The sequence below is a fragment of the Psychromonas arctica genome (assembly GCF_036697365.1).
Lineage (GTDB): Bacteria > Pseudomonadota > Gammaproteobacteria > Enterobacterales > Psychromonadaceae > Psychromonas > Psychromonas arctica_A.
The window spans coordinates 23399-37684 of record NZ_JBAHZA010000022.1 but is presented as its reverse complement, the minus strand read 5'-3'; the positions used below and the strand labels follow the sequence as shown (position 1 = coordinate 37684).

General features: G+C 37.6%; 16 protein-coding genes. 14 read left to right on the top strand and 2 right to left on the bottom strand.

Going from position 1 to position 14286, the window contains the following annotated elements; all coding sequences use genetic code 11:
* Positions 1–360 precede the first annotated feature (360 nt).
* From mioC to V5290_RS16380, 14 genes are all read left to right on the top strand, one after another.
* Positions 361–825, top strand: coding sequence for an FMN-binding protein MioC (gene mioC, locus V5290_RS16445; RefSeq protein WP_333388292.1), 465 nt, complete (start codon positions 361–363; stop codon positions 823–825).
* Positions 826–1196: 371 nt separating this feature from the next.
* On the top strand, positions 1197–3086 hold the full coding sequence (mnmG, locus tag V5290_RS16440) for a tRNA uridine-5-carboxymethylaminomethyl(34) synthesis enzyme MnmG (RefSeq protein ID WP_333388289.1): 1890 nt from the start codon (positions 1197–1199) through the stop codon (positions 3084–3086).
* The gene (gene rsmG / locus V5290_RS16435) at positions 3086–3712 is read left to right on the top strand and encodes a 16S rRNA (guanine(527)-N(7))-methyltransferase RsmG (RefSeq protein ID WP_333388286.1); all 627 of its coding nucleotides are present in this window, start codon (positions 3086–3088) and stop codon (positions 3710–3712) included. Before mnmG ends, rsmG begins: the two co-directional genes overlap by 1 nt.
* Before the next feature lie 27 nt (positions 3713–3739).
* A complete protein-coding gene (locus tag V5290_RS16430) occupies positions 3740–4546 on the top strand; it encodes a ParA family protein (RefSeq protein ID WP_333388283.1) in 807 nt (268 codons plus the stop codon).
* Positions 4536–5444 carry a ParB/RepB/Spo0J family partition protein gene (locus tag V5290_RS16425; RefSeq protein ID WP_333388280.1) on the top strand — a complete coding sequence of 303 codons (909 nt, stop codon included), beginning with the start codon at positions 4536–4538 and terminating at the stop codon, positions 5442–5444. Before V5290_RS16430 ends, V5290_RS16425 begins: the two co-directional genes overlap by 11 nt.
* Before the next feature lie 219 nt (positions 5445–5663).
* Positions 5664–6074 carry an ATP synthase subunit I gene (locus V5290_RS16420; RefSeq protein ID WP_333388277.1) on the top strand — a complete coding sequence of 137 codons (411 nt, stop codon included), beginning with the start codon at positions 5664–5666 and terminating at the stop codon, positions 6072–6074.
* A complete protein-coding gene (gene atpB, locus V5290_RS16415; protein WP_290041233.1) occupies positions 6058–6858 on the top strand; it encodes a F0F1 ATP synthase subunit A in 801 nt (266 codons plus the stop codon). The genes V5290_RS16420 and atpB overlap by 17 nt, the downstream gene beginning before the upstream one ends.
* Positions 6859–6945: 87 nt before the next feature.
* Positions 6946–7203, top strand: coding sequence for a F0F1 ATP synthase subunit C (gene atpE, locus V5290_RS16410; RefSeq protein ID WP_025565310.1), 258 nt, complete (start codon positions 6946–6948; stop codon positions 7201–7203).
* A gap of 39 nt (positions 7204–7242) precedes the next feature.
* Positions 7243–7713 carry a F0F1 ATP synthase subunit B gene (gene atpF, locus V5290_RS16405; RefSeq protein WP_333388271.1) on the top strand — a complete coding sequence of 157 codons (471 nt, stop codon included), beginning with the start codon at positions 7243–7245 and terminating at the stop codon, positions 7711–7713.
* An 11-nt stretch (positions 7714–7724) separates the two neighbouring features.
* Entirely contained in the window at positions 7725–8258 is a 534-nt protein-coding gene (gene atpH / locus V5290_RS16400) for a F0F1 ATP synthase subunit delta (protein WP_113819604.1), read from the top strand.
* A gap of 12 nt (positions 8259–8270) precedes the next feature.
* The gene (atpA, locus tag V5290_RS16395) at positions 8271–9812 is read left to right on the top strand and encodes a F0F1 ATP synthase subunit alpha (RefSeq protein WP_113819605.1); all 1542 of its coding nucleotides are present in this window, start codon (positions 8271–8273) and stop codon (positions 9810–9812) included.
* Between the two features lie 48 nt (positions 9813–9860).
* A complete protein-coding gene (atpG, locus tag V5290_RS16390; RefSeq protein ID WP_290041238.1) occupies positions 9861–10727 on the top strand; it encodes a F0F1 ATP synthase subunit gamma in 867 nt (288 codons plus the stop codon).
* Positions 10728–10757: 30 nt separating this feature from the next.
* Positions 10758–12155, top strand: a complete 1398-nt coding sequence (gene atpD, locus V5290_RS16385) for a F0F1 ATP synthase subunit beta (protein ID WP_333388261.1) — start codon at positions 10758–10760, stop codon at positions 12153–12155.
* Positions 12156–12170: 15 nt separating this feature from the next.
* Positions 12171–12590 (top strand): F0F1 ATP synthase subunit epsilon, encoded by a 420-nt coding sequence (locus V5290_RS16380; RefSeq protein ID WP_333388259.1) that lies wholly within the window; start codon positions 12171–12173, stop codon positions 12588–12590.
* A 539-nt stretch (positions 12591–13129) separates the two neighbouring features.
* On the opposite strand, the gene V5290_RS16375 is transcribed toward V5290_RS16380, so the two are convergent.
* Together V5290_RS16375 and V5290_RS16370 are read right to left on the bottom strand one after the other, a co-directional pair.
* The gene (locus tag V5290_RS16375) at positions 13130–13288 is read right to left on the bottom strand and encodes a DUF4223 family protein (protein ID WP_113819609.1); all 159 of its coding nucleotides are present in this window, start codon (positions 13286–13288) and stop codon (positions 13130–13132) included.
* A 111-nt stretch (positions 13289–13399) separates the two neighbouring features.
* Complete coding sequence (locus tag V5290_RS16370; RefSeq protein ID WP_333388254.1) at positions 13400–13966, bottom strand: DUF2161 domain-containing phosphodiesterase; 567 nt, start codon at positions 13964–13966, stop codon at positions 13400–13402.
* Positions 13967–14286: the final 320 nt, after the last annotated feature.

Here is a 14286-nt window from a genome sequence, read left to right as displayed (position 1 = left end):
GTTAAAGAGCGTGCCTTTCGGCTAGGCGGCGTATATTACGCGCCTTTCGAACAATGTCAACGTCTTATTTCAACTTTATTTTGAAGCGAACTTCAAATCGTTTACTGCGTTAGTTTTGCTCTCAAACTCGCTGGGTAACTTGCGTTCCGTCCCGTGTCTGTGGATGCGCATTATAGGGATTAAGATCACATTGGCAAGCGTTTATTAACGTTTTTTTCTAATTTAAGTTTGAATGATTATTTAGCGAACAACTTGGGGGATTTTCATACTAATTTAAAGGCTTTTATCGTTTTTAACTGTTTATAATGATGCTCTTTCATCAACAGCTTTATTTTTGTTTATATAGTGGAGACTTATATAGTGAGTAATATTGAAATATTAGTAGGGAGTACTTTAGGTGCAACCGAATATGTAGCAGAAGCAACACAACCTTTTATTGAAGAAGCTGGATTTACAACTCAAATACATTTTACCCCTAATATAGGTGAATTCGATTTGGCTTCTGAACAATTATGGTTAATTTGTATATCTACACACGGGGCTGGTGATTACCCAGATAACTTTAGAGCATTTGCAGAGCAACTTTCAAAACTTGATGTTCAACAATTATCTAATTTACGTTTTGGTTTAGTCGGTGTTGGTGATTCAAATTATGATACGTTTTGTCATGCAGCTAAAAATTTGGATCTTCTATTAACAAAGAAAGGAGCTTTACGTATCGGGGAATTATTTACAATTGATGTAGTTGAATCTCCTATTCCAGAAGATGAAGTAATAGAGTGGATCCCATCTTGGGTAAAAGATCTTAATAATTTGGTAAATTAATTTGTAAGTTACCCACAACATTCTGTGCATAATCCATTTATAACTCTTGAATTAGTTTTGTGTAATCGCTTTATAATAATGTGTATAAAAAGGCCTGTGTATAAAGGCTTTTTCTATACTCAGGTTGATCGCATTAAGATCCCTTATTATGCACACGATCGGATCTCTTTTAAGATCCTGATCTTTAATCAGATATAAGTGTTTTACACAGATCTTGCTTTGCTTAATAAGTGTAGTAATAAAAGATCTTTAAAGATCTATATATAATACTAATACTAATCTTTTGCTATTAAATCAGCTCTTCGCTTTCCTTTATTTTTTAAAAGGGTAAAATCCTCCTTTAAATTTTATATAGCTGTATTTGGAATATTATGATTTACCATGAACATTTTGACGTTATCGTAGTTGGCGGTGGCCATGCAGGAACAGAAGCTGCTGCTGCACCTGCTAGAATGGGACTTAAAACCCTATTATTAACTCACAATATTGAAACGTTAGGTCAGATGTCATGTAATCCTGCCATTGGCGGTATCGGTAAAGGACATCTTGTAAAAGAGATTGATGCTTTAGGCGGGCTGATGGCTTCGGCAATTGATAAAGGGGGAATCCAGTTTAGAACCCTTAATTCAAGTAAAGGCCCTGCCGTTCGTGCAACAAGAGCACAAGCAGATCGACTTTTATACAAAGCAGCTATTCGTGAAAAATTAGAAAATCAAGAAAATCTAAAAATATTTCAGCAAGAAGTAGAAGATCTAATCGTTGAAAATGATCGTGTTACTGGTGTAATCACTAAAATGGGCGTTCGTTTTTCAGCTAAAACTGTTGTGCTAACTGTAGGTACATTTTTAAATGGTTTGATTCATATTGGTATGAAGAATTACAGTGGAGGTCGTGCAGGTGATCCAGCTTCTGTTACTCTTTCTGATCGTTTAAAAGAGATGCCTTTACGGATGGGCCGTCTTAAAACTGGTACGCCTGCTCGTATCGATGCCCGTAGCATTGATTTTTCTGATTTAGAAGTACAGCATGGAGATAATCCTACTCCTGTGTTCTCATTTCTTGGTAATCGTGAAGAACACCCTCGTCAAATACCATGTTATATCACTCATACGAATGAAAAAACGCATGATATTATTAGAGAGAACCTTGATAGAAGCCCTATGTATTCAGGTGTTATCGAAGGTGTTGGGCCACGTTATTGCCCTTCTATCGAAGATAAAATTATGCGTTTCGCAGATAAAAATTCTCATCAAATATTTGTTGAGCCTGAAGGTTTAACAACACATGAAGTTTATCCTAACGGTATTTCTACAAGTTTACCTTTTGATGTGCAGCTTAAATTTATTCAATCTATGAAAGGTTTTGAAAACGCGTTTGTTACTCGTCCAGGTTACGCTATTGAATATGATTATTTTGATCCTCGAGATCTAAAATTAACCTTAGAAAGCAAATATATCAATGGCTTGTTCTTTGCTGGTCAAATTAACGGTACAACTGGTTACGAAGAAGCTGGCGCACAAGGTTTATTAGCCGGTATGAACGCTGGTTTACAAGTACAAGATAAAGAAGCTTGGGCACCACGTCGTGATCAAGCATACATGGGTGTTTTAGTTGATGATCTATCTACTTTAGGAACTAAAGAACCTTACCGTATGTTCACTAGTCGTGCTGAATATCGTTTATTATTACGTGAAGATAATGCGGATACTCGTCTAACAGAAAAAGGTCGTGAATTAGGACTTGTAGACGATGTTCGTTGGAAAGCATTCAGTGAAAAACAAGAATCGGTAGAAAAAGAGTTACAACGTTTAAAAACGCATTGGGTAAACCCTGGTTCAATCAATGCAGAGCAAATTAATTCACTTTTGAAAACTCCAATGCAACGTGAAAGCACGTTAGAAGCAATGATACGCCGTCCTGAAGTGGATTATGAAACATTAATGAAAGTAGAAGGTCTTGGTCCCGCTATCGAAGATCCAATTGCAGCAGAGCAAGTTGAAATTAAGATCAAATATCAAGGTTATATTGATCGCCAGCTAGATGAAATTGCTAAATTAAAGCGCCATGAAGATACGGTATTACCACGTGATCTTGATTATTCAGAGATCAAAGGCTTATCAAATGAAGTTACAGCTAAGTTGAATGATATTAAACCTGAAAGTATTGGCCAAGCATCTCGAGTATCAGGCATAACGCCTGCGGCTATTTCAATTTTGCTTATTCATCTGAAAAAGAGCGGCGTGCGTCGTAAGGCAGTTTAATGAGTTTACGTACCGAATTAGATGCTTTACTGGCACAAACAAGTTTAAATATCAGTGAACAACAAACAATACAATTAGTGCAACTAGTAGAACTATTAGCAAAGTGGAATAAAGCTTATAACCTGACTTCGGTTCGCGATCCTTCACAAATGTTAGTGAAACATATTATGGACAGCATTGTCGTATCTCCGCATCTATCGGGTAATAGTTTTATTGATGTTGGAACTGGTCCTGGTTTACCGGGTCTACCTCTGGCGATTTTAAATCCAGATAAACAGTTTGTGTTATTAGATAGTTTAGGTAAAAGATTACGTTTTATAAGACAAGCTATATTAAGCTTAGGCTTGAAAAATGTTGAAATAGTACAAAGTCGTGTCGAAGAGTTTCAACCAGAGCAAGGGTTTGACTGTGTGTTAAGTCGTGCTTTTGCTTCATTAGAAGATATGTTGTCTTGGTGTCATCATTTACCCAATGAAAATGGGCATTTTTTAGCATTAAAAGGGCAATATCCTGAATCTGAGATCACTCATTTAGATTCTAAATTTGAATTTATAGAGTCAGTTACATTACAAGTCCCACAATTAGATGGTGAACGCTGTTTAGTAAAAGTTAAGCGTGTATCGTAGTGACTATAATTTTTTAGGTAGGTATTTGTGGGTAAAATAATAGCAATTGCAAATCAAAAAGGTGGCGTAGGTAAAACAACTACGTGTGTCAATTTAGCTGCTTCAATGGCGGCGACGAAACGTAAAGTATTAATTATTGATCTTGACCCGCAAGGTAATGCAACCATGGGTAGTGGTATCGATAAATATGAAGTTGCCCATACTGCTTATGATCTTTTAATTGATGAACTACCGCTTGCTGATGTTGTAGAAACTGAAACCAGTGGTGGTTTTCACTTAGTCGCTGCAAACAGTGATGTAACAGCTGCAGAAGTGAAGCTAATGACTTTCTTCGCACGTGAAACTCGATTAAGAACCGCTTTAGAAGGCGCTAGAGAGGTTTATGATTATATTTTTATAGACAGCCCTCCTTCATTAAATATGTTAACAGTGAATGCGATGACAGCTGCTGATTCTGTATTAGTGCCTATGCAATGTGAATACTACGCTTTAGAGGGCTTAACTGCGCTTATTGACACTATCAGTAAGTTAACTGCTGTGGTTAATGCAGACCTTAAAGTTGAAGGGATCTTACGTACTATGTACGATCCTCGTAATCGTTTATCAAGTGATGTTTCAGATCAGCTTAAAAAGCATTTTGGGGATAAAGTTTATAGAACAATCATCCCACGCAATATTCGTTTAGCTGAAGCACCAAGCTTTAGTAAGCCTGTTATGTTTTATGATAAAAGTTCAACAGGAGCAAGAGCTTATCTATCTTTAGCTGGTGAGATCTTAAGAAGAGAAGAACAATCTATTAGTGCAGATCAGGAAGTCATTGAAGATGCTAAGTAAAAAAAGAGGGTTAGGTAAGGGATTAGATTCCTTGTTGAGCAGCAGTACTGTTACACGTAATAAACAGGTTTCACATGATATCCATGCCGAAAAGACACAACAACTGGTAAGTAATGAGCAAGGTGCTTTACAGGATCTTGATATCAATCAATTACAAGTCGGCAAATACCAACCTCGTCGCGATATGGCATCTGATGCGTTACAAGAATTAGCAAACTCTATTCATGCTCAAGGCATTATTCAACCTTTAGTAGTTCGTGAGACCGGTCATCAAAAATATGAGATTATTGCTGGTGAGCGACGCTGGCGTGCGGCTAAGATGGTTGGTTTATCGTCGATTCCTTGTTTGATTAAAAACGTTGAAGACGATGCAGCAATTGCAATTGCGCTCATTGAAAACATTCAACGTGAAAATCTTAATGCTATGGAAGAAGCAATTGCATTAAAGCGTATTGTTGATGAGTTTGAACTAACTCATCAGGAAGTCGCTAAAGCAGTTGGTAAGTCACGTACTGCAGTGAGTAACTTATTACGTCTTAATCATCTAAACCAAGATGTACAATTACTTTTAGAGCACGGTGATTTAGAAATGGGCCACGCAAGAGCGTTATTAGCTTGTGAAGGGGAACTTCAATCAGAGCTTGCAAAAAATGTGGTTAGTAAAGCGTTAAGCGTGCGTGAAACTGAAAAATTAGTGAAACAAGCGCAAGCACCCGAAAAAGTGAAAACTCCACCTCCAGTTTGTTCAAAAACTGAGTCATTAGTAACAACTTTAGAAAATAAACTCGGTCTTAAAGTTACTGCTAAAAATAGTCAAAATGGACGAGGTAAGTTAGTTATAGATTACACTTCTATAACAGACTTAGATGCATTGATCACATTAATTGAAAAAAGTTAATAGATCTGAGCCATTATTAATCTGAATCAAATTCGAATTGAGTCATTTACTAGTAATATAACCTAATAAACTAGCAGACCTGTTGTCTTCTAATTCAATGGTTATATTGCATTGAATGGCTTTGTCGGTATAATTTGCGCAGGTTTTAGCTTGTAGGAAAAGTCTGGTTGAATAAATCATTTTTCTATACATCAAGTTAGCTAGTAAAGGGAAATCAAAGTGGTTGATAAACTAGCAAAAAAAAGTCAGATTTCTGGATTGAAACTGGTAGCTTTTCAATTTTTATTAGTGCTATTTTTTGCATTGATTTCAACAGTGTTTTTTTCGAATAAAGCAGGGTATTCAGCATTATTTGGAGGAATCACTTTTTTACTTCCTAATCTTATTTTTGTTCTGTTAGCATTTGCTCACGCAGGTGCTAGGCAGGCTAAAAAGGTGCTTAGGGGGTTTTACGCAGGAGAGGCTATAAAACTCTTTTTAACTGTGTTGTTACTTGTGGTGTTTTTGAAATATGGAGCGTTATCATTGACTGCTTATTATATCTCTTTCTCATTATTAGTGGTTTCGCAGTGGTTAGCGCCTTTCTTTTTTTATAACAACGATGGGATAAAACATGGCTGGTCAAGGTGAAGCTCTAACATCATCAAGTTATATTCAACATCATTTAACAAACCTTACTTGGAGTGTTGATGGTGGTTGGAATGCACATGATGCTGGTTTTTGGACTTTTCACGTCGATTCTCTACTGGTTGCAGTAGGCCTCGGTGTATTATTTCTTTGGTTGTTTCGTAGTGTTGCAAAACGTTCGACTGTCGGTGTACCTGGTAAGTTACAGTGTTTCATCGAAATGGTTATCGATTTTGTAGATGAGAATGTAAAGGATACTTTTCATGGCAAAAATGCCTTGATAGCTCCATTAGCATTGACTATTTTTGTTTGGGTTTTCTTAATGAACCTAATGGATTTAGTTCCTGTTGATTTACTGCCTCACGCTGCGCAAACCATCGGGATACCTTATCTTAAAGTTGTACCTACAACTGATTTAAACGTAACACTTGGTATGTCATTGAGTGTGTTCGCTTTAATCATTTATTACACTGTCAAAGTTAAAGGTGTAGGCGGTTTTGTTAAAGAACTAACTATGCAACCATTTAACCATTGGGCATTTATTCCAGTAAACTTCCTTCTTGAAGCCGTAACGCTATTAGCGAAACCTGTTTCATTAGGTCTACGTTTGTTCGGAAACTTATATGCTGGTGAGTTAATCTTTATATTGATAGCTTTATTGGGTTACTGGCAATTACCACTGTACTTCCCGTGGGCCGTATTCCATATTTTAATTATTGTTCTACAAGCCTTCATCTTTATGATGTTGACGATTGTATATCTCAGCATGGCGCATGAAGATCATTAATTAATTTGGGTATAACATTAATATTTACTTTTTAAGTAATTACTTTTAAACATTAAAACAATTTATTTTATTTTTGGAGAATTTTTCATGGAAACAGTATTAGGTTTTACTGCAATCGCTGTAGCACTTCTAATTGGTTTAGGCGCTGCTGGTACAGCTATCGGTTTTGGTATCTTAGGTGGTAAATTCCTAGAGGGTGCTGCACGTCAACCTGAAATGGCACCTATGTTACAAGTTAAAATGTTCATCGTTGCTGGTCTTATCGATGCAATCGCGATGATCGGTGTTGGTATTGCATTATTCTTCACTTTTGCAAACCCATTTGTAGCTCAACTAGCGGGCTAATAACGGATCCTAATTAACTTAATTAACTAAGGAGCTGTTATGAATATAAATGCAACCCTAATTGGCCAAGCAATCGCATTTGCGATATTTGTTTGGTTCTGCATGAAGTACGTGTGGCCACCACTTTTAGATGCGATTGAAGCGCGTCAAAAGAAAATTGCGGATGGTTTAACTCAAGCTGAGCGTGCAGGAAAAGATCTAGAACTTGCGCAAGCTAAAGCAGCTGAAAAGCTGAAAGAAGCTAAAGCACAAGCAGCAGAAATAATTGATCAAGCTAATAAGCGTCGTACACAAATTGTTGAAGAAGCTAAAAATGAAGGTGAAACTGAGCGCAGTAAAATTATTGCTCAAGGTGAAGCTGAAGTTGAAGCTGAGCGTAACCGTGCTCGTGAAGAGTTACGTCAACAAGTTGCTACGTTAGCGATAGCTGGTGCTGAGAAAATCATTAAGCGTTCTATCGATAAAGAAGCGAACAGCGACATTATTGATAAATTAGTTGCTGAACTATAAGGAGCTAGCTTATGTCTGAATTGACTACTGTAGCTCGTCCTTATGCAAGAGCCGCTTTTGAATTTGCTGTGAGTAATAACAACATTGAAGCTTGGTCTGCAATGCTGTTTTTTGCCTCTGAAGTTGCACAAGATGCAACAATGGCAAATGTATTAACACGCGATAAAGCACCACAAGAGTTAGCTGAACTGTTTATTAATGTTTGTGGCGACCAACTCGATGAGAATGGTCAAAACTTGATTAAAGTATTAGCTGAAAATGGACGTTTGAGTGTTTTGCCTCGCGTTGCACAACTTTTTGCTGATTTAGAAACTGAGTATAAAAAAGAGGTCGACGCTGATGTCGTTTCTGCTTATGCCCTTTCTAAAGAACAACAAAAAGAATTAAGTGTTTCGCTAGAAAAACGTCTCGCACGAAAAGTAAACCTAAATTGTAGTATTGATAAGTCATTAATTGCCGGAATGGTAGTTACTGCTGGAGACTTAGTGATTGATAGCACAGCTAGCGGTCAACTAACTCGTTTATCACATACTTTACAATCTTAATGGGAAGTTAGCATGCAACTGAATTCCACTGAAATTAGCGATCTTATCAAGCAACGAATTGGACAATTCGAAGCGGTAAGCGAAGCGCGAAATGAAGGTACAATCGTTTCTGTAAGCGATGGTATTATTCGCATCAACGGCCTTGCTGAATGTATGCAAGGTGAGATGATCGAACTACCAAATGGTAGCTTTGCTATGGCACTTAACCTTGAGCGTGACTCGGTAGGTGCGGTAGTAATGGGACCTTACCGTGACCTTAAAGAAGGTGAAAAGGTAAAATCAACTGGTCGTATTCTTGAAGTACCAGTAGGTAAAGGTCTTCTTGGTCGTGTTGTAAACACAATGGGTGAGCCAATTGATGGAAAAGGGCCAATCGAAAACGATGGTTACTCTCCAATCGAAGTAATTGCACCAGGCGTAATCGATCGTAAATCAGTTGATCAACCAGTTCAAACTGGTTGGAAATCAATCGATTCAATGATTCCAATCGGTCGTGGTCAACGTGAGCTTATCATCGGTGACCGTCAAGTAGGTAAAACTGCTATTGCAATCGATGCAATCATTAACCAAAAATCAACAGGTTTATACTCAATCTACGTAGCAATTGGCCAAAAAGCATCAACTATCGCTAACGTAGTACGTAAACTTGAAGAGCATGGCGCATTAGAAAATACTATCGTTGTTGTTGCATCTGCTTCTGAAGCTGCTGCACTACAATACCTAGCACCATATGCTGGTTGTTCAATGGGTGAATACTTCCGTGACCGCGGTGAAGATGCACTGATTGTATATGATGATCTTTCTAAGCAAGCTGTTGCTTACCGTCAAATTTCACTACTGCTTAAACGTCCACCTGGTCGTGAAGCATACCCTGGTGACGTTTTCTACCTTCACTCACGTCTACTTGAGCGTGCTTCTCGTGTAAGCGAGCACTACGTTGAAACATTTACTAAAGGCGCAGTGAAAGGTAAAACTGGTTCATTAACAGCATTACCAATCATCGAAACGCAAGCGGGCGATGTATCTGCATTCGTACCGACTAACGTAATCTCTATTACAGATGGTCAGATCTTCTTAACAACTGAACTATTTAATAATGGTGTTCGCCCAGCTGTTGATCCAGGTATCTCTGTATCGCGTGTTGGTGGTTCTGCTCAGTGTAAAGTGATTAAGAAACTTTCTGGTGGTATCCGTACTGCACTAGCGCAATACCGTGAATTAGCAGCGTTTGCACAGTTTGCATCTGATCTAGATGAAGCTACTCGTAAACAGCTTGACCATGGTAAAAAAGTAACTGAATTAATGAAGCAGAAACAATATGCTCCAATGTCAGTTGTTGAACAAGCGTTGTCATTATTTGCTGCAGAGAAAGGCTTCTTAAATGATGTCGATGTTGAAAAAGTATTAGACTTTGAAGCATCTTTAATCTCTTACGCTAAAAATGAGCATGCTGAGTTCTATGCTCAAATTAATGAAACTGGCGCTTACAGCAAAGAAATCGAAGGACAATTCAAGGCTATCTTGGAATCTTTCGTTGCGACGCAAACCTGGTAATTAATTAACAACAATTGTTGTTAATTAAGCATTAATTAGGAGTAAGAAATGGCCGGCGATAAAGAAATTAGAAATAAGATCGCGAGTGTTAAAAACACTCAAAAGATCACTGGTGCGATGGAAATGGTAGCTGCATCTAAGATGCGTCGTGCGCAACAGCGCATGGAAAGCAGTCTTTCTTATGCATCTACTATGCGCAAAGTGATCGGTCATATCGCACTAGGTAACTTGGAATACCACCACCCTTATCTTCAAGAACGTGAAGTTAAGCGTGTTGGTTATATTGTCATTTCAAGTGATCGTGGTTTATGTGGCGGTTTAAACATTAATTTGTTTAAACCGGTTATCCAAGAAATGAAAAAACACAGCGAAGCTGGTGTTGAAGTTGATTTAGCCGTTATCGGCTCTAAAGCAGCTAGTTTCTTTGGTGGCTTAGGCGCTAATATTGTTGCACAAGCAACAAGCTTAGGTGATGCACCAACCGTTGATGATTTAATCGGTTCGGTAAAAATCATGTTAGACGCTTATGACGCAGGAAAACTTGATCGCTTGTATATAGTGAACAATAAATTCGTTAGTACCATGGTACAAGAACCTACTGTCAGTCAATTATTACCTCTGCCTAAAGCAGAAAACGATGATGAAGTAGCTGCCCATCACTGGGATTACATTTACGAAGGTGACGCTAAAGATATTTTAGATTCGTTATTAGTTCGTTATGTTGAATCTCAAGTGTATCAAGCGGTAGTAGAAAACTTAGCGTGTGAACAAGTTTCACGTATGGTTGCAATGAAAGCTGCAACGGATAACGCAAGTGACTTGATTGATGATTTACAACTTGTTGCCAATAAAGCACGTCAAGCTGCAATTACTCAGGAGCTTTCTGAGATTTGTGGTGGTGCGGCTGCGGTATAATTTTAAAATAAAGATTTTAGAGGATCAGAAATGAGTTCAGGTAAAATCGTACAGATTATCGGTGCTGTTGTGGATGTTGAATTCCCACAAGATAGCGTACCGAATATATACAGTGCACTGATCGTGACTGAAAAGAACCTTACAATGGAAGTACAGCAACAAATTGGCGGCGGCGTAGTACGTTGTATCGCAATGGGTGCTTCAGAAGGTTTAAGTCGTGGTTTAGAAGTTACTGATACTAAACAAGCAATCACAGTACCTGTTGGTACGGCTACATTAGGCCGTATTATGAATGTATTGGGTGAGCCTATTGATGAATGTGGTCCAGTTGTATCTGAAGAACAATACGAGATCCACCGTGCAGCACCTTCTTATGAAGAGCAGTCGGCATCAGCTGAAACACTAGAAGTTGGTATTAAAGTTATCGACTTAATCTGCCCATTCGCAAAAGGTGGTAAAATCGGCCTATTCGGTGGTGCTGGTGTTGGTAAAACAGTAAACATGATGGAACTTATCAATAACATCGCACTTAAACATTCAGGTTTGTCTGTTTTTGCTGGTGTTGGTGAGCGTACTCGTGAAGGTAACGATTTCTACCATGAGATGCAGGAAGCAGGCGTTGTAAACGTTGAAAAACCTGAAGAATCAAAAGTAGCAATGGTTTACGGTCAAATGAATGAGCCACCAGGAAACCGTTTACGTGTTGCCCTAACTGGTCTTACTATGGCTGAGCGTTTCCGTGATGAAGGTAAAGACGTACTTTTATTTGTTGATAACATCTACCGTTACACGCTAGCGGGAACAGAAGTATCAGCACTACTAGGCCGTATGCCATCAGCCGTTGGTTACCAGCCTACACTTGCTGAAGAGATGGGTGTTTTACAAGAGCGTATTACATCTACTAAAGTTGGTTCGATTACATCTATCCAAGCGGTATACGTACCTGCAGATGATTTAACGGATCCATCTCCGGCAACAACCTTTGCTCACTTAGACGCAACTGTTGTACTTAACCGTAATATCGCATCTATGGGTCTTTACCCTGCGATTGACCCGTTAGATTCAACTTCTCGTCAACTTGATCCTTTAGTTGTTGGTCAAGAGCATTACGATATTGCTCGTGGTGTTCAAGGTATTTTACAGCGTTATAAAGAGCTGAAAGATATCATTGCTATCCTAGGTATGGATGAGCTTTCTGAAGAAGATAAGCAAATTGTATCTCGTGCACGTAAAGTTGAGAAATTCTTAACTCAGCCTTACCACGTAGCAGAAGTATTTACAGGTGACCCAGGTATTTACGTACCACTTAAAGACACATTAGCTGGCTTTAAAGGTTTAATCGCTGGTGAATACGACGACATTCCTGAGCAAGCGTTCCTATACGTAGGTGCAATTGAAGAAGCTGTCGAAAACGCTAAAAAAATGTAATAGCTGGAGGTAACTATGGCTAAGGCAATGACCACACATTTAGATGTTGTAAGTGCAGAAAAATCACTGTTTTCAGGATTAGTTGCGCACTTATCAGTATCTGGTCAAGAAGGTGAATTAGGTGTAATGCCTGGTCACACACCATTATTGACGCCAATTAAACCAGGAATGGTTCAATTAGTGAAACAAGATGGTGGCGAAGAAGTCATTTATATCTCAGGCGGTTTTCTTGAAGTACAGCCAGGTGGCGTTACCGTTTTAGCTGATACTGCGATTCGTGGTCAAGATCTTGACCAAGCGAAAGCAGAAGAAGCTAAACGTGCTGCTGAAGCGCAAATGTCTAATCCTAATAAGGATATTGACTTTGCATTAGTAACAGCTCAACTTGCGCAAGCAGTTGCTCAGTTACGTGCTATTAAGTTAACACGTAAATAGATATTTACACTTTCATTAAAAAGGCGGCCTATAGGTCGCCTTTTTTTTGCTTATTTTTCGAGTATCAGAGCTTATACCAATCACACTAATTAACTGATCTATTTTACTTGTTAAAATAACTTATTTCTTCGTTGTAATTTTCGGAAGTAGAACAACTACTTAACTTAAATTACGCCTTGAACTCAGTCATTTTTCCTGCGTAAAATTTAGATCACTTATTTAATATAATTGGTATTAAATTGAGAAGGTGTAGTGAAAGATTGGATTGTTGGTGTAATAGCAATCACAGTAAACATCTTATTTCTTCGTTATAAATTTCGTAAAGTGAATGGTCATTGACGTCTTGATTTTTTAGCGCAAAATTTAGAACCGCATATTTAATGTAATCGGTATTATTCAAATATAGTTTGGATTGAGTTATGCAAAGGGATAAATCTGAAAGTGAAGTTAATTATTAGAAGGGAAAAGGTATAAATTAAAAAAATTAAAGCGCACTCTAGGAGTTACGCTTTATTTTAATATCAAAAAGATATTAAAGATTATTCACCACATGCACCAATAGCAGCTGGAATAGATAGTTGTGGAACTAGTAGGTAGTCCATTGAACAGTCTTTAGCACTGTTGTAAGTAGTACCAGTACAACCAGCAAGAAGAACAACGGCAACAGCAGCAACAGCGAATTTAGCGATAGATTTCATAATGAGTCCTTGTATTATATATGTATATTAACAATCAATGTATTGTCAACTGCACGCAAGATATCACAAAAAAAATCTGTGTTAAATAATTAATTTATTTTTATTAATCATTTAATTGATTACAATTTTCTTTTCTTGCCAGTCGATTAATTCTGCTTTTCCTTTTTCCGACAAAGTGTATAAACCACGTTGCACTTTATCAAACCAACCATAATGATTGTTATATAGAAACTGTGTTGCTTGTGGTTCGTCAATGGCTTTATTAATTGATGCTCCTGATGCTGGAGAAGATTGTAATAGATATTCAGCGATACGAATTGCACGTTGTCTGTAAGCTGTTAGCCCTGCATTTTTATTTGTTGATCCCCCCTTTTGCGTATCTCCCTGGCGAGAATTAAACTCTTTTAATAAAGCTTTTTGCTTACGTTTATTCTTTTTGGGAATGTAGTCTTTAGGGTCATTAATTATTTCTACATACTGCTGTGTTTTTTGTATATCTACGATAATTAAACCTAGCCCTAAACGAGCGATCAGTTTTTTAAGTTGTTTCTGTTTATTTTTATAAATCGTGGCTTGTTTAGGAATTGCAATATATACATTATCAGAAAGTGTAAATCGCTCGACTGCTTGTAATAAAAGAGTAATATTTAAAGTTAATTTTAATTCAATAATTATCATTTCTTGCTCTTTTATCGCGACGATATCGCAATCTTTTATTTCCCCTTTCACCTGGTAGCCTAAATTGCTCAAAAAATGCTTGATGGGTAAATACAGGTCAGATTCTTGTAGTTTTATAGGCATATTTATTAATGGCTGATTATCTATTAGGGATTAACGAAAATATAGCATATTCATTTATCCGTTTTACTGATATTAATTTATAAATACCTAAGGTGTTCACAGCAGATGTTTTATGTGACCAAAATTTTAAGTCTTGACTTGCCAAGTTAAGCGATGTGGTTGATTGTCATTGGTATAATTGTCGTCAAATGGGTATA

Excerpts from the sequence above, each read along its gene's own strand:
- atpH (WP_113819604.1), top strand. The coding sequence starts at position 7,725 with ATGTCTGAATTGACTACTGTAGCTCGTCCTTATGCAAGAGCCGCTTTT.
- atpB (WP_290041233.1), top strand. The coding sequence starts at position 6,058 with ATGGCTGGTCAAGGTGAAGCTCTAACATCATCAAGTTATATTCAACAT.
- atpE (WP_025565310.1), top strand. The coding sequence starts at position 6,946 with ATGGAAACAGTATTAGGTTTTACTGCAATCGCTGTAGCACTTCTAATT.
- V5290_RS16370 (WP_333388254.1), bottom strand. The coding sequence starts at position 13,966 with ATGATAATTATTGAATTAAAATTAACTTTAAATATTACTCTTTTATTA.
- V5290_RS16375 (WP_113819609.1), bottom strand. The coding sequence starts at position 13,288 with ATGAAATCTATCGCTAAATTCGCTGTTGCTGCTGTTGCCGTTGTTCTT.
- atpF (WP_333388271.1), top strand. The coding sequence starts at position 7,243 with ATGAATATAAATGCAACCCTAATTGGCCAAGCAATCGCATTTGCGATA.
- mnmG (WP_333388289.1), top strand. The coding sequence starts at position 1,197 with ATGATTTACCATGAACATTTTGACGTTATCGTAGTTGGCGGTGGCCAT.
- V5290_RS16380 (WP_333388259.1), top strand. The coding sequence starts at position 12,171 with ATGGCTAAGGCAATGACCACACATTTAGATGTTGTAAGTGCAGAAAAA.
- rsmG (WP_333388286.1), top strand. The coding sequence starts at position 3,086 with ATGAGTTTACGTACCGAATTAGATGCTTTACTGGCACAAACAAGTTTA.
- atpA (WP_113819605.1), top strand. The coding sequence starts at position 8,271 with ATGCAACTGAATTCCACTGAAATTAGCGATCTTATCAAGCAACGAATT.
- atpD (WP_333388261.1), top strand. The coding sequence starts at position 10,758 with ATGAGTTCAGGTAAAATCGTACAGATTATCGGTGCTGTTGTGGATGTT.
- V5290_RS16425 (WP_333388280.1), top strand. The coding sequence starts at position 4,536 with ATGCTAAGTAAAAAAAGAGGGTTAGGTAAGGGATTAGATTCCTTGTTG.
- atpG (WP_290041238.1), top strand. The coding sequence starts at position 9,861 with ATGGCCGGCGATAAAGAAATTAGAAATAAGATCGCGAGTGTTAAAAAC.